This window comes from Pelatocladus sp. (assembly GCF_059505505.1).
Window position 1 is genome coordinate 7,867 of sequence record NZ_JCACKS010000231.1, and the last position, 26,033, is coordinate 33,899.

Below are 26,033 nucleotides of genomic sequence, written 5' to 3' on the forward strand. Positions count from 1 at the left end.
AAATCCCATAAATAGTCAATAGCGCGATAGTTCTGAGAGTACGAAACCAGTTTTGTCTCGGTTTATTCGTCGTACCATCACTTGGTAATTTTCCGCCTTTTAGAGTAGTTGTAGTCATGGTTGTTACTCAACTTGGAGTTTACGTCTTTTTATTGATTAGGATCGCTAATTCATTGATATCTACGTTTCTTCAAGTGATTACTTGATGACATCAAACAAGAATGCCTAATGTTATATTCCAAGTCATGATATATCAATGATACTTAAGCTTTTTTAAAATGCATTAAACATCCCATAGTTTAAACAGCAAATAAAACTTTTGCTGCACACTTTCAAATGTTAGTTGTTGCCCTAACATCTCCTTTATAAAACGGCTTATATTCTGGGTTGATTAGCTTTGCTGTAGCGCCTTCAAAAAGCCGCTGCTAATTAAGTATGAAAAGTAAGTGGTGAATAATTTTTTGTTTATGGAAGGACAAACAATATTAGTGCCTGCCAGCCCATCAATAGTGTTATGACAGTCGAACTGTAGCGCTACTTTTTGTTTTAGCATATTTTGAGAAAAAAGAGGTAAAAGAGGATGCAAAGCATTTTTCAAAGAACGCTCTTCGTGAAGAATTAGCTCTGAGCGCCACTGATCATATGAAACCTCCTCTAATTGGTAGCCCAAAGAGCCAATCCAGTTAAATATGTCGTTGACGGGGGTGGGATAAGAGTTAATTACGTGGAAATCTTTTCCCAAAGATTTTTTCTGACGCGATAGATGAACAATAGCCTGGTTTACATAATCCACAGGAGTAATGTTGTCTACAATACCGTCCAGTTTTGGCATTTTTCCAAGCTGAATACAGCCTTTAATCATTCTGCAGATCAAGTCATCTGTATTACAAACTCCAGTTTTGCTGTGACCCGCTATTCTTGCTGCTCTATAGATAGAAACAGGAAGTCCTCGGTCACGGGCCTGTATTACTAATTTCTCCGCTACCCACTTACTCTGAGCATATCCAGTATCAATATCCCGGCTGTAGAAAAACGGATCTGATTCTCGAACTACCTTGCTCTCTGAATATATAAATGGAGATGCAACAGCAATAGTCGAGACAAAATGCACAGGCTTTACTCTGATTTCACTAGCCAATCTCAGAATTTCTTGAGTTCCGAGAACATTGGCTTCTTTCAGTACCGAGTAAGGATAAACAAAATTCACCAATGCACCATTGTGATAAATCACATCGATCAGACTAGCTAGATGGCGAAACTGTGGTTCTGAAAGACCCAAAAATGCAGTAGATAAATCTCCAACAACAGGGATAATTCTGGATCTAAAGCTTTCATTCCAGAGAAAATAGGATTCAAGCTTGCTTTGTATCCTCCATTTGCCTTCAAGAATATTAGGGGAACGAACCAGGCAATAAATATTTGCCTGAGTTTCCTCTAGAAGCTCATGAAGTAAATATGCTCCTAAAAAGCCAGTTGCTCCAGTTAACAAGATACTTTGAGGTTCACTCACAACATGATCAACCGATACACTCTGAGGCTGAATTGTGGAGTCTAAAACAGCTTCTGCATTTAGATCTAAGGTATTTGTGGTCATTGGTGAGATTCCCGTCTCGAGAGCGGTGTCGATGGCTTTGGCAATCGCAGCTATAACAGGTTTCTCAAACAGACTACGCACTGGCAACTCTACCTTAAAAGTCTCTCGCAACCGAGAAATAACTTGGATGGCTAATAAGGAATGTCCTCCTAGTTCAAAAAAGTTATCATAGATACTTAAGTGTTCCAGTCCAAGAACTTCGGCTATAATACTAACTACGACTTTTTCAGTAGGATTACGGGGAAGAAGCAAGGAGTCACGTTCATTAATTTCTCGAGTTGGTAGCGGTAGGGCACGGCGGTCTACTTTGCCGTTTGAAGTCAAAGGCAGAGCCTCTAGCATCACAAACACTCCAGGTACCATATATTCAGGCAATTGCTTTTTCAAAAAATCTCGTAATTGTGAAATGAAATGGCTCGTTTCTTGCTTCCGTAAAGGGTTATTTGCATACGTTCTCCAAGGTTTTAGTTGGTGCTTTTTTCCCAAGAGGTAAGAGCTCATATCTCTACATTTTTCATCAGATGTAAGTCGCTTGAATAGTACATCGTAACTTCCATTTTCATAGTTATTTGACCAGCTGATTTCAACAGAGTAAGACAATCTACTCCCTAAATTCCATAAATCTTCTGGTAGAACTCCAGATTCTTGAGCCTCGCCGACAATTTTTTCTAGCATTGAGCGAAAGTCACCTACCGTCTTAGGCACCTGGTTACTAGCCAATAGCTCCAAAGCCTTAACTTCTGTTTGCAAGCGTAAGTTAGTTACTCGACGTAGCCCGAGGATATCTGGTTGAGTAGACTCTATAATTTCACTTACAGAGGTCAGTGTTAAGTCTTGATTATGCCAGTCTAACCAGAGAAAATCTTGAGTAGAATTAACTTTTTCTCCTCCTACATGGAGGATAACATCATAGCGAAACTTGCTAAGCTCGTTACTATAATGTCCTTTTTTAGGCTCAATTTGGACGTGGGTAATCTTGGTTAAGTTCTCCTGGAGGGCAATGAAAAATGCTGGATCAATGACTAGTTCCTGCTCTTGATCCATGCTTTTTTGCACGCACGACAGTAAATGACTTGTTGATAGAGAGTCAGAAGCCTTATACAATTCAACTGAGATATGAAAAGCTTGCAATAGTGGTAAGCTACGAACATCTCCTACAACAATAAATCCACCTGGCTTAACTACTTTAACAGCATTTTCCAAGACTTGTAGTAGATAGTCAATGCTGGGAAAATACTGAACAACAGAGTTCAGGATTACCGTATCAAATGCCTCTGTTTCTAGTCCCTCAAAATTATCTGCCCCTCTCTGAAATAGTTTAACCTGGGACAAAGAGGGAGACTGCATTACCAGTTGCTGCTGAATATAGTTTATGGCAACTTCTGAGAAGTCTGTACCCCAGTACTCAGCACAATAGGGAGCGATTCGCAATAATAGCAAACCGTAACCACAACCAATCTCTAGAACGCGATTTGGCTTTAGAGATAAAATACGTTTGACCGTAAAATCTACCCACTCGTCCATTTCCTGTACTGAGATAGGCTGACCTGTATAGCTGCTATGCCAGCCAGCAAATTTCAGCTTTGCATCTTGATTTGCAGCTGCACTGTCATAGGTTTGATTCCAAAGGGAGTACCATTGCAATATTTGTTGATCCAGCAATTCTTTTCGGTTTGACTCATCTAAGCCATCTGATAATGCCTTGGGAACAAAATAACCTACTAATTGCTTGTCTCCAAAGGAGTTTTCTCTAGCCAAAACAGCGGCATCTTGCACTGTCGGATGCTGTTTCAATGTTACTTCAATCTCTCCCAGCTCAATGCGGAAGCCACGAATCTTAATTTGCTGATCGATGCGACCCAAAAACTCAATGTTACCATCCGGTAAATAGCGAACTAAATCACCTGTCTTATACATTCGCGCTTTGGGATCGTTACTGAACGTATCTGGGATGAATCTTTCAGTAGTTAACTCAGATCTATTTAGATAACCTCGAGCAACACCCGCACCACCAATAAACAATTCACCAGGTATTCCAATAGGAACTGGTTGATAATGCTGATCTAGAACATATACGCGAACGTTTGCAATTGGTTTACCTATGGCAACGATTTTTTTAGATGAACCGACAGTATAAGTTGTAGACCAGATAGTAGCCTCTGTCGGTCCATACATATTGAGAACTTCACCTGAAACTACTTCATTGAGCTTATTGGCAAGCTCAGCAGAAAGTGCTTCTCCCCCCAATATGAGTTTCTGAAGAGACCGTAGGGGTTTGAGCGTCTCCGAGTTTAGGATTAGCATCCTTACTAGAGAAGGTGTACACTGCAAGTGAGTAACATTGTGCCTTATAATCTGTGCAGGTAAAGAGTAATCATGTTTTTCTATTTCTTTTCTGATATCATTTAATTCCTTGACTTGGTCTACACGGTGAAGACTAGATATAACAGAATCAACATCTTCTTTACTTGCTTCTTCAGCCTGTGGCTCTATGGAAGAGAAAAAGGAATTATACACCGTATAAACCACTACTTGGAAACCTCGCGTAAGTGTCCACAGTAACTCTAAGACGGAGATATCAAAAGAAATAGTTGTAACTGCCAACCATGTACCGGGGGAATCACTACCAATGCGAAAATCCATTCCAGTAAAGAAATTTACAACTTGACCATGCTCAACCATTACACCTTTAGGCTGACCAGTAGATCCTGAAGTGTAAATCACATATGCCAGGTTTTCAGGCATCAAGTTACTACAAGGATTTTCCTCTGTTTCGAGAGAGATTGTTTCCCAGTTTGTATCTAGGCAAACCAAATGTGCTTTATTTTCTGGCAGTTCTGCCACTAATTTTTGTTGAGTTAAGAGTACTGACAATTGAGAATACGAGATCATGAAGGCCAAGCGATTCTTAGGATAGGCTGGATCTAAAGGTACATAAGCTCCACCTGCTTTGAGAATTGCTAAAAGACCTATCACCATCTCAACAGAACGTTCTATACAGATGCCAACAAGCACATCTGCTCCCACACCTAGTTTCTGCAAGTAATGTGCTAATTGATTGGCTCGCTTGTTTAACTCTTGATATGTCAGCTGCTGCTCTTGAAAAATCACTGCTATATTTTCAGGCGATCGCTTCACAGTCTCTTCAAATTTTTGGTGAATATACTTTTCCTGTAGTAAACTCACGTGATTGCGATTTTGCTCTACCAATAGCCAGTGCTGTTCCGCTTCATTTAACAAGGGCAGATGTGTAACCAGTTGATGAGAATCAGTAACAATACTTTCAAGTAAAGTTTCAAAGTTATTTGCCATCCGCTCTATGGTGGTTACATTAAATAAATCTGCATTGTATTCCCACCATCCTGTCAGACCTTGAGCAGTATTATTTAATAATATACTGATGTCAAACTTTGAAATACCACTTTCTACTGCTAATGGTCTAAAAGTTAAATCTTTTAAATTAATCTCTGTGATTGGAGTATCCTGGAAAATGAATAGTACCTGAAATAGAGGAGTGTAACTCAAGCTTCTTTGTGGCTGTAGAGCTTCTATTATGTGCTCTAGAGGAGCATCTCTATGAGCCTGAGCTTCTAAAAGTGTTTCCTGGACTTGTTCCAATAACCGTTCAAAGCTAATCTTGTTTGTTATTTTAGTGCGTACAACTATAGTATTAGCAAAAAAGCCAATCAATCCTTCAATGTCAGTAATATCTAAGTTGGCAATAGGCGTACCAACTAAAATATCTTCCTGCCCACTATATCGGTAAAGCAATATTTGGAATGCTGTTATTAATGTTGTAAAAAGGGTAACTTCTTTACGCTTGCTTAAAGCAACTAATGCTTCACTTAGTTTTTTAGGTAGAGCAAAATTGTGATGCGCTCCTCGAAAAGTTTGAACAGCAGGTCGTGGTTGATCAGTAGGAAGTTTTAACAAAGCAGGAGCGTTGGCAAGCTTTTGTTTCCAATAGTTAAGCTGTTTTTCTAAAAATTTACCAGTTAGCCATTGGTGCTGCCATGCGGCAAAGTCAGCATATTGAACTGGCAAATCTGGTAGGGGAGAGATTTGATTGTTTCTAAAAGCCTCATACAATACTGCTAGTTCGTTGAAAAATACATTGATTGACCTACCATCAAAAACGATGTGATGCATAACTAAAATTAGCACATGCGATCGTTCTCCTAGTCGCAGTAGCCTAAATCTCAACAAGGGATCATTGGCTAGATCAAAGGGATGTTGGACTAGTTCAGCAGCTAATTGTTGAACTTTGGTAAACTGCTCGACTTCTGAAAAAGTCTGCAAATCTATTATAGGCAAATCTATTTTTAGAAATGGGAAAATTTTACAGACGGGAGACCCATTGACACTAGGAAAATTTGTTCGTAAAACTTCATGACGCCGAACTATTTCATTGAGAGTTACTTCTAAAGCCACTATATTAAGTCTGCCATCAATGCTCAACGCTCCCAACTCATTATAAGGAACACTATCTCCCTCTAGTTGTTCTAGAAACCACAATCGCTGTTGGGCAGAAGATAGTGGAATTTTTCCATCTCTTGCAATCGGTTGCAGTGGTAAAAGAGTAGAAGTATATGCTGATTTGAAACCATTAAGAAAGGTAATAATTTCGTTTTTGCGTTCAGCTAACTGTGCACTTAAAATCGGTGTCATTACTTCCTTGGGTGCGCTGTATCGCAAAGAGTTACCATCTACCCAAAGATCTATACCTAATTGACGAATATATGACAATAGCTCGGGAACGGTTTTCATATTTCTCCTTCCTCTCTTTCAGAATTATTGAAATCACTACGATTTTGCTGATCTGAAGTAGCCCAAAGAGCTATGTCTATGTATTCTGCTAAGTCTGCTATGGTAGGACTCTCCCACAATTGACGCAGAGGTAGTTCCACTGGAAATATTTTCCGCAAACGAGCAACAATTTGAGTAGCTTGTAGAGAGTCTACTCCCAGCATAATTAAGTTATCGTGTATGCCAATTTTTTCTAGAGCTAGTACATCAGCACAGATAACGACTATAGTTTTTTGAGTAGCAGTGTAGGGAGCCACAAAAGCTGCTGGCAACTCTAAACTAGCTGCATCTGGAATTGGTAAGGACTTGCGGTCTATCTTGCCATTAGGTGTCAATGGTAGCTTATCTAAAAAAACATAGATACAAGGCACCATATAGCTAGGTAGTTTTTGCTGTAAATAAATACTCAGTTTCTCTGAAGTTAATGCTGATTCATCAGTTGGAGAAGCTGTAGATCTCAACCACTGTTTTGTTTGCTCTAAGATAATTCTTCCGCCGATAAAACTATGCAGAACAATATGCTTTGATGATGATAAACCAGATAAATTTCTTAGCTTTTCAAAATTTAAATGTCCAATTGGACATAAACCAACCTCATAATCTGGTGCAGTATCCATCAATAATTGACTCATGTAACCGGCTTCTAACAGACAAAAATCTCTAGCCCATCCTCCATACATAGGATTAATTGCATCCATTTGCCCAATAAGAAATAAAGCAAAAGCTGCTTGCTCGAATATTGATTTATTTGAGCCACTATAAAGGCTATCTTCAATCTCACTAATGTTAGTAACAGCTTTTATCAATACTAAACGATGTTCTGCTGGGTGATAGTAATAAATGCCACCTTCCAGTTTTTCTACGCGATTTGGTTTAATTAGTAGGTAAGTTTGGACAGGGTAAAGACTGCCAGCAGAGGGATAGCGATATTTTGGTAAAGGAATGTGATTGACTTTCATCTGCATGAGACAGCTCAAAAAGAGGCCGAATTGCTCAAATGGGACTGGCTCCTCCAACATTTGGCGGTAACTTTGGCGTTTTAGATAAGTTTGAGTTAAAGTCTGATTAAATTCTGGTCTAATTAGCTCTACAGTTAGGTGATTTTGATCTAATGATTGTAGTCCTGGTTGTCTTAGCTTAAATTCAATACGCTCTACAGGATCAGTTATCACTCCTTCTAATTTTTGGAATTCAATTGCTTCTACAGGTAGAACTGCTGATTCTTTCTGCAAATGGGCAGACTTTCTCTCTAAGTTAGAAATAACATAAGCAACTAGTTGCTTTTGCTCTTTTCCCTGCTCAATAGCAGTAACAATTGCATCAGTTATCAATGGATGTTGTTTCAGTGCAACTTCTATTTCGCCTAATTCAATTCGGTAGCCGTTAACTTTAACTTGAAAATCTTCTCTGCCCAGGAACTCAATATTACCATCCGGTAAGTAACGCCCTAGATCACCTGTTTTATACAAACGCTCTTTTGTGCGTGGATGTGTAATGAAACTATTTTGAGTTTTTTCTTGATCGCGCCAGTAACCTTTGGCTAACCCAACTCCTCCAATGTAAAGTTGTCCACTCACCCATATAGGGCAAGGTTCAAGTAACTCATTGAAAACATAAAAACTTTGGTTTGTTAAAGACCGACCGTAAGGAATACTTTTCCATTCAGGAGAAATATTCTCGATTGGATAAAAAATAGACCAAATTGATGCCTCAGTTGCCCCTCCTAAACTCACCACCTGAGCTTTCGGCCATAAAGTTTTGATTTGAGTAGGTAAGTTTAGTGGCAACCAATCTCCGCTTAAAAGAGTCAAACGTAAAGACGAAGGAACTTTGTCTGGGTGGAGTTTGATATATTCAACAAGCATCTGCATCAAGGCCGGAACCGAGTTCCATAAGGTCACTTGATAGTGCGTCATCAGATCTATCCAGTGGGCTGGGTCTCTAGTTGCTGTTGCTTTAGGAATAACAATAGTTCCTCCCGCAGCTAAAATACCAAAGATATCGTAAACTGATAAATCGAAGTTCAAAGCTGAAAGTGCTAGTATACAATCTTGCTCTCCAATTTGGAAGTATTGATTGATATCAAGAATCGTATTCACAGCAGCTTGGTGATCAATCATTACTCCCTTGGGTAAACCTGTTGAGCCAGAAGTATAGATTACATAAGCTAAATCTTTTGGATTTTGAACTGATTCCAAAGTTGATGGACTGTGGTCTGTTAACTTCTCAGTATCAATATTTATTCTATGAATATCCGACGACCACTCGAGTTTTACATTGACACACGATTGAGTCAAAACTATTTGAATTTCCCCTTGTTTGAGCAAATACTTTTGGCGCTCAATTGGTAAATCTGGATCAATTGGTAAATAAGCTGCACCAGAGATTAATATTCCTAGTACAGCAACTACTTGCTCCCAACCTTTTTCCATAACTACAGCTATCAGACGATTGGGAGAAGCTCCTAGCTGCCGCAACTGATGAGCAACTTGATGAGCTAATTTGTTTAACTCAGAGTAAGTCAGGGTGTGCTGGGGTGAGATTATGGCACAGCGGTCACCACAACGCTCTACCTGTCTTGTAAATAGAGTGTGTAGCATTTCACCAGACAGAGGTGCCTTTGTAGCATTGATCGCGACTCGTTGAGACAATTGCTCTGGAGGAACGAGTTGTCTTGTCATTGAGTGCCATACTGGCTCCTGAGTTGCTAGTTGCACCAAAAAATTGCAGTAGGCATTGAACATATCGTCCAACATTCCAGGGGGGAAAAGATCTTCTACTGCATCCCAGTTGAAAACTAATCCCCCATCTTGTTTAATGACTTGATGGTCTAGCCAGACCTGAGGTGTTTGGCTAATGCCGTAGACAATTTCTCCAAATTGACTTAACCCAGGGCTATTGCTATTTAACGAACCAACACCCAAGGCACTAGTAAAGACTACAGGCATCATTGCCTTTGGAGAGTTACGTTTTTTACGTGCCAATTCTCTTAGAATATGCACTCCATTGACGTAGCGATGATCTAAATCCTGCCAAAGTTGTTTTTGGAGACGGACAGCACGAGAGACAAAGGATTCATTAACCGTTGAGTTGTCTATCTGCAGCAGTATTACAGAAGTAAAATCCCCAACAATTTGATTGACTTGAGGATGAAGTGGTAAACGGTTAAATAGAGTTAGATCAATAGTAAATTGAGGAGATTTGCTCCAAGTTGTCAAAATCTCAGCATAAGCTGCAAGCAAGACTCCAGAGGGAGTTAAATTAGCATCTGTTGCATATTTCTTTAGCTTTTGCCAATATTCTGTATTCAGCCAAAAAGTGCGACGATGGAACCGGGGCTGTTTTAAAGAATTGGGATTTTTGGCTAGCGGCAGGTCTGGTGCTGGCGGCAGAGAATCTAGACGATTAAACCAATAGGCTTGTGAACGCTGATATAGTTGCGTTCCTACTAGGCGCTCTTCGGCTAAAACGTAATCGCGGAATGAAAGTTCCAATTGAGGCAAAACCAATTCTGGGTTCTGGTAGAGCTGACTCCACTCTTGAAAAAGAAGATGCAAGCTCCCCAAATCAGTTACTAACGCATCAAAGCTAAGATAAAGCCGAAAGAAAGTTTCGCTTAGATGAGCAACTCGAATATCAAATAAAGGCCATTTGTCAGTTGGCAGCATCTGGTGAGACATTTGTTGACGAATTTCCTCAGTTTTGAACCTGATACTTTCAGGATCTTCTCCAAGCAAATCCAAAACCGAGATTTGGTATAAAGGCACATCTGTGAGAATTTTTTGTGTACCATCTGGCAGTACTACAGTCCGCAACATCTCATGTCGCTCAATCAATTGCTGCCAAGCACAATTTAGCCGCTCTAGGTCTAAGCCATTACATTCAAGTTCTAAATAGGCATGGGTAGCTACGTTACTTAATTCAAACTCTCCACTACGTCCCACCCAATAAGCATACTGAATATCGGTAAGAGGAAAGGGTTGATAGCGTTCGTCTAGTACTGGGAGAACCGCAGGCAGAGCATCATCATGCATACTAAAATTACTTTCGCAGAGTAACCTCAGAAGGTCTACCTTATGCTCTGCTATAGAATTACGTAAGTCTAGTGTGAGAGCTTCCTTAGGCGCACGAACACGCAAATTATCTGCTTCCGCCCATACCTTAACATTTCGTTTAGAAAGTTCAGTTAAAAGTTCATTCAGGTTCATATTGTTATTTCCTCTAAATCCTCACTGAGCTCGTGGGACTGAGACTTCCATTGGACTAGACTTGCCAATGCAAATTGTTGCAGTAGATCGGAAGCTAGTTGTTTAATGCTAATTCCTTCACTATATATTTGTAAGGGTATATCTAAACCTAAATCAGTCTTAATCCGATTTTTAATCTCCATGCCCATCAAAGAGTCAAGCCCTAACTCATGTAGGGATTGATATGGATCAGGTTGACTAGATGAAGGGAGTTCTAAAACTTTAGCGATTTGAACTTGAAGATAAGCAATCAAAAATTCTAAGCGTCTGTCGAGACTTGCACTATTTAATTGCTTCACTATATCTGACACCACACCATTGTTTGATGAGGGATCATAATGTTCAGTTAGTACACCTTTGTTTTGAAGATACTTTTGGTGTTGTTTGACTAAAACTTTCAAAAGTTTTGGCAGTAGTTGTTTTTGAGTTTCCGAAAAATTACTTGCTTTTTCCAACTGTTCAGCTAGTTTTTCAATATCTCCTGCATTGAGAAGATCAATAATTGGAGTTTGACTTTTTGTCTCAGAGATAGCTTCTACTTTTGAATATCCTTTCTCAACTCTCTCAAGCCAGTAACGTTCTTTCTGAAAAGGATATGTCGGTAAGCTGATTCGTTGGTGATGATATTCCTGGCTAAAGTTTGACCAATTGATCGGTATCCCTTGTACATACAAATGCCCCAAACTCTCTAGCATCTGCTGCCAATCTTCCCGTCCTTGACGCAGACTTGCTAACCAAATTCCTGCTCTCTTCGGTAAGCATTGCCGTCCTATCCCCAGCAAAATTGGTTTAGGTCCTACTTCTACAAAGACTTCATATCCTTCTTTATAAAGTGTCTGCATCCCATCTGCAAATCGCACCGTCTGGCTGAGATGACGACACCAATACTCAGATGTAATTACTTCGGTTGTTAATGGTTTACCAGTGACATTAGAAATCAGCTTTATCTTAGGTGTTGCATAAGTAGTACTGGCAGCTATCTCACTAAACTCTGTCAAAATTGGCTCTACTAGCGGGGAGTGAAAAGCATGGAATGTTTTTAGTTTTTTCGTTTTGATTCCGGCTGCCTTTAAAGTAGCACAAACTTTCTCAATTATCTTTTGTTCACCGGTAATCACAGTGTTTTGTGGGCTATTGAGGGCCGCAATAGCTATCTTCTGCTCTTGCGTCAGCACAGCTTGAATCGATGCTTCATCAGCAAACACGGCTACCATCTGACCGTTAGCTGGTAGAGTTTGCATTAAGGAAGCATACTTGCTAATTAGTTTCAGCGCTTCTTTTAGACTAAAAACTCCAGCCACACAAGCAGCAACATATTCTCCTACACCATGTCCCATCACGGCTGTTGGCTCTACTCCCCAAGATAGCCATAGCTGGGTTAAGGCATATTCGAGGGCAAACAGAGCTGATAGTTGGGTATAAGCAGTTTGCTCAAGAGAAACCGTCTGACCTGGTTCTCTATAGATAAATTTTAGGAACGATTTCCCTGTATAAGAACACAAAATTTCATCGCAGTAGTTAAGTGCTTGCCGAAAAACTGGCTGGGTAGAGTAAAGTTGACGTCCCATACCAATGTATTGAAAGCCTTGACCAGTATAGAGAAATGCTACTTTAGGTAGCTTTCTTTTGGTTACCTTGCCACTTATCAATCCACTGGACTTCTTCCCAGCAATAAAATCTTTCAGACACTTGTTTAACTCTGCATTAGTTTTAGATACTACAGCAAGTCGATACTCAAAATGTACACGTCCTGTGTTGCTCGTAAAACAAATATCTCCTAGTGATGCTTGTGAGTTAGCTTGAAGATACACTTCATAAAGTTGTGCTAATTGCTTAAGTGCCTTTTCACTTTTTGCTGACAGAGTAGTAATATTGAAAGACCGTTTATACTCATTAAGTACTTTTACTTCATCAATAGTAGGAGCTTTTTCTAGAATCAAATGGCAATTAGTTCCGCCAAATCCAAAAGTATTTATACTAGCAAAACAGCTATTTTTTTCTGATTGCCATGGTGTCAGATATTTAGGAATTAAGAGCGGCTCATTTTGTTGTATGGAAATATATGAATTGAGGTTACTGAAATTCAAATGAGGTGGAATTTCCCCATGTTGCATTGCCAGTATTACCTTAATTAAGCTGGCAATTCCAGAAGCAGCTTCCAAATGACCAATATTTGTCTTAACCGATCCAATCCAACAGGGTTGAGATGGAGACCGATCCGGCATCAAAACTGCTTTTATAGAATTGACTTCAATTGAATCCCCTAAGGAGGTACCTGTACCTTGAGTTTCGACATAACTTATTTGGGTTGGTGAGACTTGGGCATTTTTTAGTGCTTGGCGTATGACTTCTTGTTGTGCTGGTCCATTAGGTGCCGTAAGTCCATTACTAAGACCATCCTGATTAACTGCTGATCCTCTAATTAGTGCCAGAATATTATCATTGTCACGAAGTGCATCCGAGTAACGCTTGAGAAGGACTAGACCACAGCCTTCTCCTCGCACATATCCGTCAGCATTAGCATCGAAAGTTTTACAACGACCTTCAGCTGAAAGTATACCTGATTGAGACAGAAGAATAGACCATTCTGGAGATAACATCATACTCACGCCGCCAGCTAGAGCCGCATTGCACTCTCCAAGGCGCAAACTTTGGCAAGCTAAATGCACCGCCACTAGGGATGATGAACAAGCCGCGTCTAAGGCTACACTAGGACCACGAAAATTATATGTATAAGACAAGCGGTTGGCAGCTATACAATGAGAGTTGCCAGTACTGGAGTAAACATTTGAACTGCTGAGATTTTGTAATTGAATCCAGGAGTAATCATAACTGTTGATACCAATGAACACTCCAGTATTGCTACCAGACAAGGTATTTGGTGCGATTCCAGCATTTTCCATCGTTTCCCAGCTAACCTCTAAAAGAAACCGTTGCTGGGGATCCATAGTCTTAGCTTCACGTGGGGAAATTCTGAAGAAATCGGGGTCAAAGTTGTCTACTTGTTGTATGAAAGCGCCTTTGTAAACCCCCTTTTCTCTTAACTTATCCAGGTCTAAATTGTTATCAACATTAATATTCCAACGCTCCGGTGGCACTTCAGAGATTGAATGTGAACCTTCCCTTAACAAACACCACAAAGCTTCAGGATTTTCAGCACCGGGAAAACGGCATCCTATACCAATGATTGCTATGGCTTCCATAATACAAATATTTAAACTATTAAAGATCTGACTCTGAATCTTTAGATATCAGGATAAGTTTTTGTAGACTGGCTTTGTGAAGTATGCAATCTTTTATTCTCAGTTGCGTTTCTCTGCAACCAATAATGTTGCCTTTGAAAAGGATAAGTGGGCAGTTGTAGAGGGCGACGAGGGTAATCTCGATCAAAACCAGACCAATCTACTGACACACCACGCACATATAATTGTGCTAAACTCTCCAGCATAGTTTGCCAATCCTCCAGTTCTGGATGTAGACTAGGCAACCAAGCACCTACTGATTCTGGTAAGCATTGCCGACCCATCGCCAACATAGTCGGTTTCGGACTAATTTCTAAAAATAACTCATGCCCTTGCTGATATAAAGTCTGTACACCAGCTGCAAATTGCATATGCTGATGCATATATCGATACCAGTATTCTGGGGTTGCTATTTCATCTGTAGCCAACTGTCCAGTGACATTAGCAATCAATTTTATCTGTGGAGGTGAGTAAGTGACACTACTGATTACTTGTGCAAATGCTGCCAGCCTTGGCTCTATTAACGGAGAGTGGAAAGTTTGAGAAATAGGTAATTCTATAGTATTGGCTCCTTCTAACTCTGGGACTACTGCAACATTGTTTAGAAGATGAGGCTCGCCAGAAATTCCAATACCTTGGAGACCATTAATGGTGCTGATCGTTGCTTGTTGAGTGTAGGACTGAATGACTGCTCTTCCCTTGGCTTCATTTGACATTATCGTTATCATTTCACATTCTAGGTTTAGAGCCTGCATTAAACGTCCTCGTTCTACAATCAGCTTTAACCCATCTTCTAAACTAAATACTCCTGCTACACAAGCAGCAACATACTCTCCCACATCATAACCCATCACTGCACTTGGTTCTATTCCCCAAGATTTCCATAACTGGAAAAGAGCATATTCTAAAGCAAATAAAGCTGGTTGAGCACATGCTGTTTCATCCAAGGCAGAATTTAACCCTGGCTGAGGGTATAAAACTTCAATTAGAGGCTTATCTAAATAAGGAAGTAAAATTTCACTACAGTATTCAAGACTTTGGCGAAAAGTGGGTTGGGTATCATACAGTTGGCGTCCCATACCAACATACTGGGAACCCTGACCAGTAAAGAGATAGGCTATCTTAGGTCGCTTTCGACTAGACAGCTGTCTTTTGACTATTCTGGAAGTCTCTTTAGCAGAGATAAAAGCCTGTAAATGCTTGCATAGTTCTGAGGTAGATTCAGCAACAATTGCTAGGCGATGGCCAAAATGCGATCGCCCAGTATTCGCAGTGAAGCAAACAGATGCTAATGATATACTTGGATGAAACGTTAAGAAATTAGCATAATTTTGTGCCAGTTCGAGCAAGGCTTTCTCACTTCTTGCCGAAATAGTGAGTATGTGCAGGGGACGTTCAATCTCACTATCTGTCGTAATAGGTACCGCAGCTGCTTCTTCCAAAATTACATGACAATTGGAGCCACCAAAGCTAAATGAACTTACTCCGGCAAAACAACTTTTTGTAGCAGCAGACCAAGGTTGGGATTCAGTAGGAATGAAAAACGGAGTTCCTTCCAGAGAAATATACGGATTCAGCTGCTTCAAGTGCAGGTGAGGCGGAATTTCTCTATGTTGTAGTGAGAGTATCACCTTAATCATACTAGCAATACCAGCAGCTGCTTCCAGATGACCAATATTAGTTTTAACCGACCCAATCCAACAAGGTTGCTTTTGTGAGCGGCCTTGCATTAATACTGTTTTCAAAGATTTAATTTCAATAAGGTCTCCTAAAGAAGTGCCAGTACCATGAGCCTCCACATAACTAATTTCATCTGGTCGCAAGCAAGCATTTTTTAGGGCTTGACAGATGACAGCTTGTTGTGCAGAGCCATTGGGTGCCGTAAGACCGTTGCTCAAACCATTTTGATTAACTGCTGAACCTCTAATGATTGCCAGAATATTGTCTCCATCCTTATAAGCATCACAAAGGCGCTTTAGAATGACTACACCACAGCCTTCTCCCCGAACATACCCATCAGCACTAGCATCAAAGGTCTTACACCGACCATCAGCAGCCATCATGCGAGCTTGAGAGAAAGTGATAGTCGGCTCTGGAGTCAGCATTAAGTTAACCCCTGCAACTATGCATAAATTAGACTCCCCATTCTGCAAGCTTTGACGAGCGAAATGGACTGCAACTAAGGAAGAAGAACAAGCAGTGTCTACTACTATACTAGGTCCCCGTAAAGCCAATGTATAGGACAAGCGGTTAGCAGCCATGGAAGCAGCAGTACCCGTACCGCTATATGCATCTATTCCGTAGTAATCTCTATATAGAAGCCTATGGTAGTCACCATTGCTAATACCAACAAACACTCCGGTTTGAGTATGAGCTAACTTTTCCGGCACTATTGCGGCATTTTCTAGAGCTTCCCAAGCTACCTCTAACAACAGTCTTTGCTGTGGGTCTATTTGTTCAGCCTCACGAGGAGAAATTCCAAAGAAGCTAGGATCGAACCTATCCACTTGTTGTAGAAAACCTCCCCAGCGGGTATTCATTTTCCCTGGTGTAACTGGCTTTGCATCATAAAAGGCTTCAATATCCCATCGGTCTTTTGGAACCTCAGTGATAGCATCCACTCCATTGTGCAAGAGCTGCCAGAATAATTCCGGGTTGTTAGCACTGGGAAAACGACAGCCAAGACCGATAACTGCTACATATTCCACTTCTATGCTCCTACCTTGAGATATTTGCCTATGTTGCTAGTTCATTACTTACGGGGGTTATTGAGCCTCTGCATTGTAATACATGAAACATTCATTGTTCCTGAATGGAAACCAATAATAGAAAGGCTCAAATATTTTTCATATCTGGCAACTATTTCCTCTCCGACTAGATAGACTGCTTTAGAACGGTTTGCCTTTAGCCTTTTGAGCCAAGTTTTCAGCGTGCGTACGTAGTGTTTACGGTAATTGCGAAATGCTACAACTTCAAAAAGTTTATCAGTTGCCTGAAAAATTTCTGACTGGCGAGCTAGATCTGATTCTGGAAAAACTTGTTCAGCAAAAAACTGACTAAAGTCCTCTTTTTGAGAATTCTCATAGACATTAGTTTGGAGTGATATCCAACCTCCAGGCTTCAACCAGTCATGGCAACGCAAAAAAAACGTACGATAGCCTGCTACTTTTTCTTCTGGAGAAAGTTCCAACTTAGCAAAGTGTTCAAAAACCTCCAATGAAATAATCCCGTCATAATGTGTCTTTGGAGAGTGTTCTGTCCAACTTTCTAAATGTACTTCTATTTTTGGATGTTCCCAAGCTAAAATGCATTCTGCATGAGCCTTATTTAAAGTAATCCCCACAGCAGTTTCAACACCATGAACGTCTACAAGACGTCTCAACAGTGAACCCCAACCACACCCTATATCCAACACTCGCTTAGCGCCTTTGACTCTTGCCTGTTCAATATGAAAATCAAGTTTTCGCATCTGTGCAGTTTCGAGGGCATCAAATCCTTCATTTTCCTCCCAAAATGCACTTGAATAAGTACGTGTTGGATCGAGCCAGAGAGAGAAAAATTCGTTACTAACGTCGTAATGATGGCGAAGTGCCTCTGATGAAGCACCGGGATTAGGAATTTTGACAGTGTTCGTAGCCATGTTTTTGTTTTGACAATCTAATCTGTTTCAACAAACCTATAACTTTGAAAAATCTTAAACAAATCTGCAATTAAAAATAACAGAGTTGTCACATTATTTACAGCAGTTTTCTGTTAAAATAAGCAAAAATATCCCTAGTAAAATTTTCTTTGAGTCATTTATCCTTGAAACTCTAAACCCTTGTTCTAATAAAACTCTAGACAAATTACTAGCTATATTTTTGAGACAGTAATCACTCAATCATTTTTGGACACTGTAATTGTCGCGACGCTCATTTTAATTGTCTGTTATTTGACACCCCACCTACTAATAAGCCGCTTTTGATAGCGACTTGATATCGTATCAAGTCTTTCTAATTACCTATAACTTCTTTGCATCATGATGTTAGTCCTAATTACGGGTATTCAAGCAAACACATTATTTATTGTTTGATTACTCTTTCAAAATAGGGCTTACACACTTAACTGTAAGTTTCTGATCCCTCTTTCAAGAAACAGAAATGTTTCTTTACATCCATTGGGAATGCGATCGCTTTCCTCGGACACTTTTATGACTACAAGGAGAGAAAAATATTATTTCTAGCCTGAGCCTCAGATATCATCACAAATGTAGGCGATCGCATTCCGACTTTATCATTTACATCCCTTTGTTGAAAAGAGACATAAAAATAGAGGTTTCAGATTATTCTCTGCCGAAGGTAACAAAAGAGGGCTGATCCCTCTTTTGTTACTACGAGGAGATAAAAATACAGCCCCAACTCTGAATACTAAACAAAATAATGAATTGTGCGATCGCATCCCAACGCAAGTCATTTAAATCTCTTTGTTGAAAAAAGACGTAAAAATAGGGGTTTGAGATTATTCTCTGCCGAAGGTAACAAAAGAGGGATGAGCTAAATGCTGTGATAGAGCCTCAATATTGGGGTAATCATAGATGAGAGTAGGATCAAGCTCATATCCCAGCCAATCCTCTAGGTCACCAATCAAGCCTACTGCTGCCGAAGAATCTAAACCGTAACGTTCAAAGGCAGTTTTGACATCTACCTGATCCGGTTCTATTCCCATCTGTTGTGCTAGATGGATGATTAACCAAGTTTGAATCTCTGCTAATGTGGGCAGAGCTTTGTGAACCTCTTTAGAATCGATATTGTTATTTACTACTTCTGTAGCAATCTGAGTAAATTGAGCATTTTGAATTTCCATTGTTTAGCTCTCTATAGTTCTAATAAGTATGTACGCTTCGTTTGATATTTGCTGATAGTCTACTTAAATACCCTTTTGGACTCTATCATTCCTACCGTAGGAGCTTTAACAAAGTAGACTAATCCAAGCTTTTCAAGAGCGTTAACGACCCAGTAACCTGGATCTAATTGCCACCAGCTTAGTCCAAATTTTGCAGAATTAGGGAAGGCATGATGGTTATTATGCCAAGCTTCTCCTAGAGTAGGTATTGCTAGCCAAGAATTATTTGTACTTTGCTCACGAGTATCAAAGGAACGATTACCATAGAGGTGAGTGATTGAGTTAATACTAAGCCCAAAAACATATGAGAGGAAAAGACGAACACAGCCCCCCCAAATAAATCCAGAAATGAAACCTATACTTGTCCCTTTTATCATTCCTCCTAGAATGGTAGGAAGAGCATAACTCAAGAAGAACCAAAAGTAGTAAAGCCGATTGATCTTTAGAATCACAGGATCGTGAAGCAGGTCTTTGGCAAAAAAGAAAGTGTTGGTGAGTTCATGAGTAAATGTCCAGCCAACATAAGAATGCCACAGCCCTGAAATTTTACCTAGCGTTTTATCTCCATTGAAATAGGGTGAATGAGGATCACCTGGTTGATCACTGTACTGGTGATGTCGTCGATGATTACTTACCCAATAAATCAGAGGACCTTGACAAGCCATAGATCCAAGTATGGCAAGGATGACTCTGACAGTAGTATTGGTCTGGAAAGCAGAGTGGGCAAAATACCTATGAAAACCTACAGTAATTCCAATAACGGTCAAGACATACATACTTGACAACAACCCTATCTCTACTAAACCAACACTTAAGTAGGGAACCATTGCAACTGCAACTATTGAACCTAATAAAGGGACTAAGATTATAGCCAAAGCATGAAGCTTTTGTGGAATTTTCAGGCGATCACTCTTAATTGTTATTTTCTGCCTCTTGGGTGAGTCCACAAGGAACTCCTCTGTTGCTATATCATTCGGCTGCATCGACATGAATTTTTTCTAATTACTTTTGACATTTCATAAACAAAGGTTGGACACTACTTTAATTTTTTTCTTCAGATGCAAGTGTGGTAAATTCCCTTTTTCAACAGCGGTAGTGTTACTTTAAGTAGCTAGCTACTTAAAGCAATTTTTAATAATAAACCGTATTGCTAAAGGACAAAGGAGTTTTGTATTTACATTTACAAATTCTGTCTGCCCAAACTAACTTCAGCTTGCTAGAGTCTATTAAATTACAAACGTCAGATCAATTCAATAAGTTGCTAAGCTGATGCAAGTTTTTAGTTTTCATTGCATACAGACAAGCTCTTCTTTACAGTCCCCACTTCCATCTTTTATCTTTAGCGATTTTAGGCTACTAGTTTAAACTAGTGCTTAATTTTGAGAATTGTTTAAAGGTCTTGATGTTGTTGCGAACAGCTTTATCAATTGATCCGCCCTCAGCCATTATATGCATTTCACGATTCGCAGGCCATAGGTAGTCGAGATGCTCGCAAAGTTGGCGCGCCTCTGATAACAAACGCTTATGAGATTGAGCTGATTGATGAAAACCTTCATGTTCATAGCAGAAACATTTCTCCACCCAATGAACTGCTTCTTCGTGAGACATAGCAAATATAGAACTTTTCAGCAGTCTATAGATGTCAATCATTCCCGAAATATCGTCTCCAAAAAAGCGATTTCTGACAACCCCAGAAAGTTGGCTCAAATTAATACGTTGAATCAAATAGACTGCTAAATTAATGAGAAATTTTTCGTATGCAGTTGGTTTTGGAAAAGTTTTCTGTATCTCTCGGGCAAGAAATAGAGAAGTTGAAGTATGGAAAGCTTCATCCAAAAAGTGATAGTAGGATAGAGCTGTTGGTATTGGCACAAAATTGTCTTGGTTGCTAATTTTTTTGAAATATGCAAACATGCTGTACTCTTGATTTTTGAGCAACATATTACCTATAAAGCGTACTGTATAGTATTGCGAAGCTAAAAAGGGTGAACTTCCCCAATTTAAGGCAAAGAATCTGACTAGATGAGAAGGTATTACTCCACGTCCATGAAAAAAGCCTCTAGTAGTTGCTGAAGTAAACTTTCTGGTTTCTTCTAACTTTCTTAAATAGGGTGAATCATATCTTTGTTTGCCAGTCAGCATCATTTTAGTTATGAAGCGTAGAGCATAGTATTGGTAATTAGAAAGCTGCAAATCTATTTGATGATACTCTGAAAGCTTCGTTCCTATGGGAGTACTAAATGCTTGATTATCTAGCAAAGCTTTTATTGTCTGGTAATTAACTTTGAAAAAAGCGTGAATATGGACACGTTCTTGAGCAGATTCATGCTCTAACTGGCGTGAAATGATTTCATAATCGCTACCTATATTAGAGAAACAATCGGCTGTGATTTGGTTATAATCAATTGTCTCTATTTCACTATAGGCAGCATAGTTGTACTGTGAGACCCAAAATAGGTGATTAAGAGCTATCTTTTGCGTAGATGAAGCTACATCGTATAAGGGCGTTCCATAAAGAATTGACTGTTCCGGCTCCGTCCAATAATGATTGCTGTTATTACTATAATGGAAATTCCGGTCTAGCTCTTTAATTTTCTCTGTATAGTCAGACTCTAGGTTATTCCGGTAGTTATTCTCAACAATTTTGAAAATTTTCTTTCCATCCTTCTGAGATTGTTTGGAATGTTGTGTCGCTGTATCTAGATTGTTAATAGTAGTTTGTTTCATGGTATCTTCCTCAAATGATTAAAGATATATTTTTCTTTGCTATCATCAAGAATATTGTTCATATTCTTAGAGATAACTCTTCAGCAATATACATACAAGTGAAGTATATATATTATGAATAATCAAAGTTAAAACGATAGACTGACTGAGCGAAAAACACCAGTAATTGTACAATCAATATATTTAAGAATGATTAGGTGATTGAAAAATTAGATGGTTCTTAACGTCTCAATTGGATTTCTCAGTAAATGGTAAAAACTCTCTGATTACAAGTTATTCCAAAATAAAAAGATAATCTAGTATCTATTTTATTTTATTGGATTTTTATAACTTTCCTCTTTCTTTCCTATTTTAGATTAACTAATAATATAAATCAAGGTAAAGCTCAAATTTTAGATATTTAAGTATCTAATCGATAATATCGATAGTAGGAGAAAAAATAGGATGAGAACCAAATTGGTTTCTTTTGACTGCTTGTCCCGTAGTAATATAATACTCATAACCTTTCAAAACAGAATCTAAGTAATTCTCAAGTGAGCGACGAATAAAATGTAAATAACCTGAGCGAGAACTTTCTAAAGTTGTTGGAAGAGTATTTATTATGATTGAAATATTTAGTAAACTTTCATAATTTTCTTTTATACTGCTAATACGAAATATCACATTTACTTGAACATTTATGCTTTGAATGGTAAGATCCAAGTCATAACCAACACCCTCAATCCATTTTGTGAAATATCGAGTAGCAACTTTCCCACTATAAAAATACACAGTATCTTCAGAGCCAATACCTGGCCATTTTTCCACAGAATTTTTTTCACAAAAAGGATGGCAATAGCTCAAATTACCAGGTTTAGAAATTGCCTCCCAGACTTTTTCTGTAGGTGCACTAATCTGTCTGCTTAATGAAATGTTTATCATTGTCTGTGGCGTCGATATACTTTCAATATTAATAATTTCGGTCATTTGACTCACCTTGGCTGAAATTAACTGATATAAGTGAAAACTTAACTTGCACTTCTTAGATTACACATAAAATTAAGTAGTGACATTCGTCTTATCAGTAGATAGTTGCAGTAACATAAATTCGACATTAGACTTGAGACGCAAAAACTCAGTTTTGCCCTGAGGATTCTCACTCCAATCCTTTACAACATTTAAACTTCCAGTAAGAAATCTTGTTCGACAAGCATGGCGCTGAATCTTACCGCTGGAAGTTTTGGGAATACTTCCAGGCTTCACTAATACCATGGCATAAACCTGTAGATCATGTTGTTCTACGACAGCCTGACAGATATTACCAACTACCTCATTTACATTTAACTTATTTAAGTAACTTCGCTCTATTTCATGAACAATTACTAGTCGCTCTGAACCCTTTATATCTACAGAAAATGCTGCTCCATTATTAGGTCGTAATGCTAAATGGCTCTTTTCTACAGTCAGTTCAATATCCTGGGGATAATAGTTGCGTCCTCGAATAATAATCACATCTTTGATCCGTCCTGTGACGAACAACTCACCATTATCTAAAAATCCTAAATCTCCAGTACGTAAAAACGGTCCCCTATCTCCTAAGTAAGCATGAAAATTTTGTTCTGTCTCTAAAGTTTTATTCCAATAGCCCTGAGCCACACCCAGACCAGATACCCAAATCTCTCCCACTTGGTTAGGTTTACATTGAGTTAATAATTCAGGGTCAACGATCACAACTTGATTAGACCATGTTTGACCGCAACCTACTATTTTCTGGACACCTTCTTGTCCTGGGACACCTGGTACTACTTGATTCTGCTCTAGAGCTGATTCGTTAACATGGTAAACAACAGGTGATCCTGCTTTCAATCCTCCAGATATCAATAAAGTCGCTTCCGCCATCCCATAACAGGGGTAAAATGTTTCTTTACGAAAACCATAAGGTTTAAAAGTTGTGACAAACTGCTCCAACGTTTCACTACGGATAGTTTCGGCTCCGTTAAAAGCCACCTCCCAACTACTTAAGTCAAGATTCTCTCGCTGTTCTAGAGTAATTTTTCGTATACATAGTTCATAAGCAAAATTGGGTCCGCCACTGGTAGTAGCCTTGTAATCAGAAATTGCCTGTAACCAGTTAAGAGGTTTCCGAAGAAATTCTAATGGTGACATCAGTGTCACCGGAAATCCGCAGTACAAAGGTTGCAAAACTCCACCTATCAATCCCATATCGTGATAAGGTGGTAGCCAGATTACTCCTTGACTAGTAGAGCTGTGATCGAAACACTTACGAATTAAAGCCGAGTTGTACAAAAGATTGCCGTGACTCACCATGACACCCTTGGGTGTGGCTGTAGATCCCGATGTGTATTGAAGAAAAGCCAGACTATTGCTGCATAATTCTGGTCGTTTCCATGTTTGCGCCAAATCATTGTCTAAATTATCTGTGGCTAGCCAATACAACTCGGTTAATTCTGGATTTTGAGTAAAGTGAACCTCTATAGTGCGTAACAGTGATCCAACTGTGAGCACTACTGTAGGCTGGGCATCTGCCATAATTGCCTGTAGCCTAGACATATTTTGATTACGCCGAGGTGGATAAGCAGGAACAGCCACTACCTTTGCATACAGACATCCAAAGAAGGCAGCAATAAACTCTAAACCTGATGGGTATATCAGCAAGGCACGTGAGCCAATCGCAACAATACTTTGAAGTTTAGCTGCAATTGCTCGCGCCTGTTGGTCTAACTCTTTGTAAGTCAAATTTTTTGCTTCTATTTTTCCAGGCTGTATGAAAGTATAGGCTATTTGATTAGGCTGGTATGAGACTCTTTGAAGCAGGATATCAACCAAAGTAGCAAGGTTTGAAATAGTTTTTTGGTTTTCCATTAGACTCATTCACAAATAAAAAATACTTAGCGAGTTCAGGTTTTGGTGGCTATAGTCACTTCTTCCACCAACATAAAGTTTATATATACTTTAATCACTGAGTTTAAAACTAAGACTACTTATTTAGCTTTAAAAACTAATCTTTGAATATATCTTTAGTTATCTTCCAATATCTCAGGTCCTCTCTCCCACTACAAATAATTTCTTGGATATAATAAACTTGCTCTTTGCCATTAGCAAATATGCGGTCAAATGTATACCACTCCGTATTTTTCTCTTTTTCTGCTTCTGCCCAAGCTTGATGATTACTCCGCACTGCTAATACGTACTTTAACTCACACTCATCTAAAACTTTGCGAAAAGTTTTACTTTCGCCATATAAGCAGTCTGCTAATACTACCTCAAATTTAAATCCGATTTCTCTTAATTCCTGAATAATTTCTCCTGCTAATTCTGGTTTTGTTTTATATATATCTCCTTCAGTGAGTGTTGTTTTTGGTTTAAAGATTTTAAAAGTTAGCGGAAAAACTATTGTTCCTAATACTCCATAAGCATTTACTGATACTAAACCATTTTCTACTTTTCCTAAGTTACCAATGTATTGTCTCGATACATAATCAGTGCTGTTCCCTTTCTTCTTATCTACAGTTTCATCTATTAATAAGATAAATGTTTCTCCCTTCAACATTGATAATGTTAGAGACAATCTCCTCTCTACCAAACCCTTAATTTCCCAAGACGATTCAGTTAGAAAATGATGTAAACTCTGTTCATTCTTTAATCCTACTACCTTCGCTATCTCTGGCAGGGACTTTCTTTTGATTTGAGATATCATTCCCACATGCAAATATTTAAAACTTTCAAAACTTCTCACTTCTGGAAATATATTTTCAATATGCCGCACAGTAATCATCCACGAACTGGACTGTCCTGGCTGCTTCTCTGGGCGCTATCATCGCTCTCTCTACAACCAAGTAATTTGGGTTCTTGCGTTGGTTTTATGGTAGAGCATTAAAACCGCAGTTTTATAGAAAGGCTCAAAAACTTAAAACCCAGTCACAGCAATAAATATAGCCTATCTTTAGGTTTTCTTTATTATTCTGTTCCATAAAATGAACCGAAGAACCGTAATTTGTTTTTTATTATACTTTACCCAGAGTGATGAAAGAGCGTTAATTAAGATACTGATTGTAGATGTAGCTTAGATTCAATGTAATGAGAGTTTATCTCTATAACTATATAAAATCCAATCTTTATACTCAATTTGAAGAGCTTTAAATCCGATATAAAGAAGGACTTTAGGGAAAAATAATCTTGTGGATGCTTGGTTTTGTGTCATAATAAAATAACTCTTTGAGTTCACGAGTAACTTGGACAATGAGAGCGCTGTCGCTGGCTCTTGGACGGGTTTGCGGCAGCTTTAAAAATGTGTTTCAAGAAAGTTAAAGGTTCGAGAATAAAAGAAAAGCTGAGAAACAACTTATAATAGACATCTTTGATAACCATCAAAGGTTAAATATGACTAGCTTTTCAGGAGTAAATGGAATCATTGTGTATTAGCTAATCTATAAGTTCAAATACAAGTCTAAGCATAAGTCTTGGATGTGAAGTAAAATTGATAAAAATAGCTCAAATTCTGTATCAATTTTGACATATGAACCTATCATAAAGGCG

General features: G+C 38.9%; 11 protein-coding genes. All 11 read right to left on the bottom strand.

Features of this window, described 5'->3' with window-relative positions:
• Positions 1 to 391: 391 nt before the first annotated feature.
• The 11 genes from AC5JMK_RS22460 to AC5JMK_RS22510 all read right to left on the bottom strand — a co-directional run bounded on the left by AC5JMK_RS22460 (position 392) and on the right by AC5JMK_RS22510 (position 25,263).
• Positions 392 to 6,361: a thioester reductase domain-containing protein gene (locus AC5JMK_RS22460; RefSeq protein ID WP_495911062.1), complete on the bottom strand. Its 5,970-nt coding sequence runs from the start codon at positions 6,359 to 6,361 to the stop codon at positions 392 to 394.
• Entirely contained in the window at positions 6,358 to 10,608 is a 4,251-nt protein-coding gene (locus AC5JMK_RS22465; protein ID WP_495911063.1) for an amino acid adenylation domain-containing protein, read from the bottom strand. The genes AC5JMK_RS22460 and AC5JMK_RS22465 overlap by 4 nt, the downstream gene beginning before the upstream one ends.
• Positions 10,605 to 13,850, bottom strand: a complete 3,246-nt coding sequence (locus AC5JMK_RS22470) for a type I polyketide synthase (RefSeq protein WP_495911064.1) — start codon at positions 13,848 to 13,850, stop codon at positions 10,605 to 10,607. The genes AC5JMK_RS22465 and AC5JMK_RS22470 overlap by 4 nt, the downstream gene beginning before the upstream one ends.
• Positions 13,851 to 13,891: 41 nt before the next feature.
• Positions 13,892 to 16,597 (bottom strand): type I polyketide synthase, encoded by a 2,706-nt coding sequence (locus tag AC5JMK_RS22475; protein WP_495911065.1) that lies wholly within the window; start codon positions 16,595 to 16,597, stop codon positions 13,892 to 13,894.
• Between the two features lie 44 nt (positions 16,598 to 16,641).
• A complete protein-coding gene (locus AC5JMK_RS22480) occupies positions 16,642 to 17,529 on the bottom strand; it encodes a class I SAM-dependent methyltransferase (RefSeq protein ID WP_495911066.1) in 888 nt (295 codons plus the stop codon).
• An 857-nt stretch (positions 17,530 to 18,386) separates the two neighbouring features.
• The gene (locus AC5JMK_RS22485) at positions 18,387 to 18,731 is read right to left on the bottom strand and encodes an acyl carrier protein (RefSeq protein WP_495911067.1); all 345 of its coding nucleotides are present in this window, start codon (positions 18,729 to 18,731) and stop codon (positions 18,387 to 18,389) included.
• Between the two features lie 59 nt (positions 18,732 to 18,790).
• Positions 18,791 to 19,759 carry an acyl-CoA desaturase gene (locus AC5JMK_RS22490; protein WP_495911068.1) on the bottom strand — a complete coding sequence of 323 codons (969 nt, stop codon included), beginning with the start codon at positions 19,757 to 19,759 and terminating at the stop codon, positions 18,791 to 18,793.
• A gap of 367 nt (positions 19,760 to 20,126) precedes the next feature.
• Positions 20,127 to 21,497: a hypothetical protein gene (locus tag AC5JMK_RS22495; protein WP_495911069.1), complete on the bottom strand. Its 1,371-nt coding sequence runs from the start codon at positions 21,495 to 21,497 to the stop codon at positions 20,127 to 20,129.
• A 408-nt stretch (positions 21,498 to 21,905) separates the two neighbouring features.
• A complete protein-coding gene (locus tag AC5JMK_RS22500) occupies positions 21,906 to 22,463 on the bottom strand; it encodes an SRPBCC family protein (protein ID WP_495911070.1) in 558 nt (185 codons plus the stop codon).
• A gap of 72 nt (positions 22,464 to 22,535) precedes the next feature.
• Entirely contained in the window at positions 22,536 to 24,359 is a 1,824-nt protein-coding gene (locus AC5JMK_RS22505) for a fatty acyl-AMP ligase (RefSeq protein ID WP_495911071.1), read from the bottom strand.
• A 136-nt stretch (positions 24,360 to 24,495) separates the two neighbouring features.
• Positions 24,496 to 25,263 carry an IS701 family transposase gene (locus tag AC5JMK_RS22510; protein ID WP_495911072.1) on the bottom strand — a complete coding sequence of 256 codons (768 nt, stop codon included), beginning with the start codon at positions 25,261 to 25,263 and terminating at the stop codon, positions 24,496 to 24,498.
• Positions 25,264 to 26,033: the final 770 nt, after the last annotated feature.

Bases quoted from the DNA above. Each gene is read 5' to 3' on its own strand.
- AC5JMK_RS22460 (WP_495911062.1), bottom strand. From the start codon at position 6,361: ATGAAAACCGTTCCCGAGCTATTGTCATATATTCGTCAATTAGGTATA.
- AC5JMK_RS22465 (WP_495911063.1), bottom strand. From the start codon at position 10,608: ATGAACCTGAATGAACTTTTAACTGAACTTTCTAAACGAAATGTTAAG.
- AC5JMK_RS22470 (WP_495911064.1), bottom strand. From the start codon at position 13,850: ATGGAAGCCATAGCAATCATTGGTATAGGATGCCGTTTTCCCGGTGCT.
- AC5JMK_RS22480 (WP_495911066.1), bottom strand. From the start codon at position 17,529: ATGGCTACGAACACTGTCAAAATTCCTAATCCCGGTGCTTCATCAGAG.
- AC5JMK_RS22485 (WP_495911067.1), bottom strand. From the start codon at position 18,731: ATGGAAATTCAAAATGCTCAATTTACTCAGATTGCTACAGAAGTAGTA.
- AC5JMK_RS22490 (WP_495911068.1), bottom strand. From the start codon at position 19,759: ATGTCGATGCAGCCGAATGATATAGCAACAGAGGAGTTCCTTGTGGAC.
- AC5JMK_RS22495 (WP_495911069.1), bottom strand. From the start codon at position 21,497: ATGAAACAAACTACTATTAACAATCTAGATACAGCGACACAACATTCC.
- AC5JMK_RS22500 (WP_495911070.1), bottom strand. From the start codon at position 22,463: ATGACCGAAATTATTAATATTGAAAGTATATCGACGCCACAGACAATG.
- AC5JMK_RS22505 (WP_495911071.1), bottom strand. From the start codon at position 24,359: ATGGAAAACCAAAAAACTATTTCAAACCTTGCTACTTTGGTTGATATC.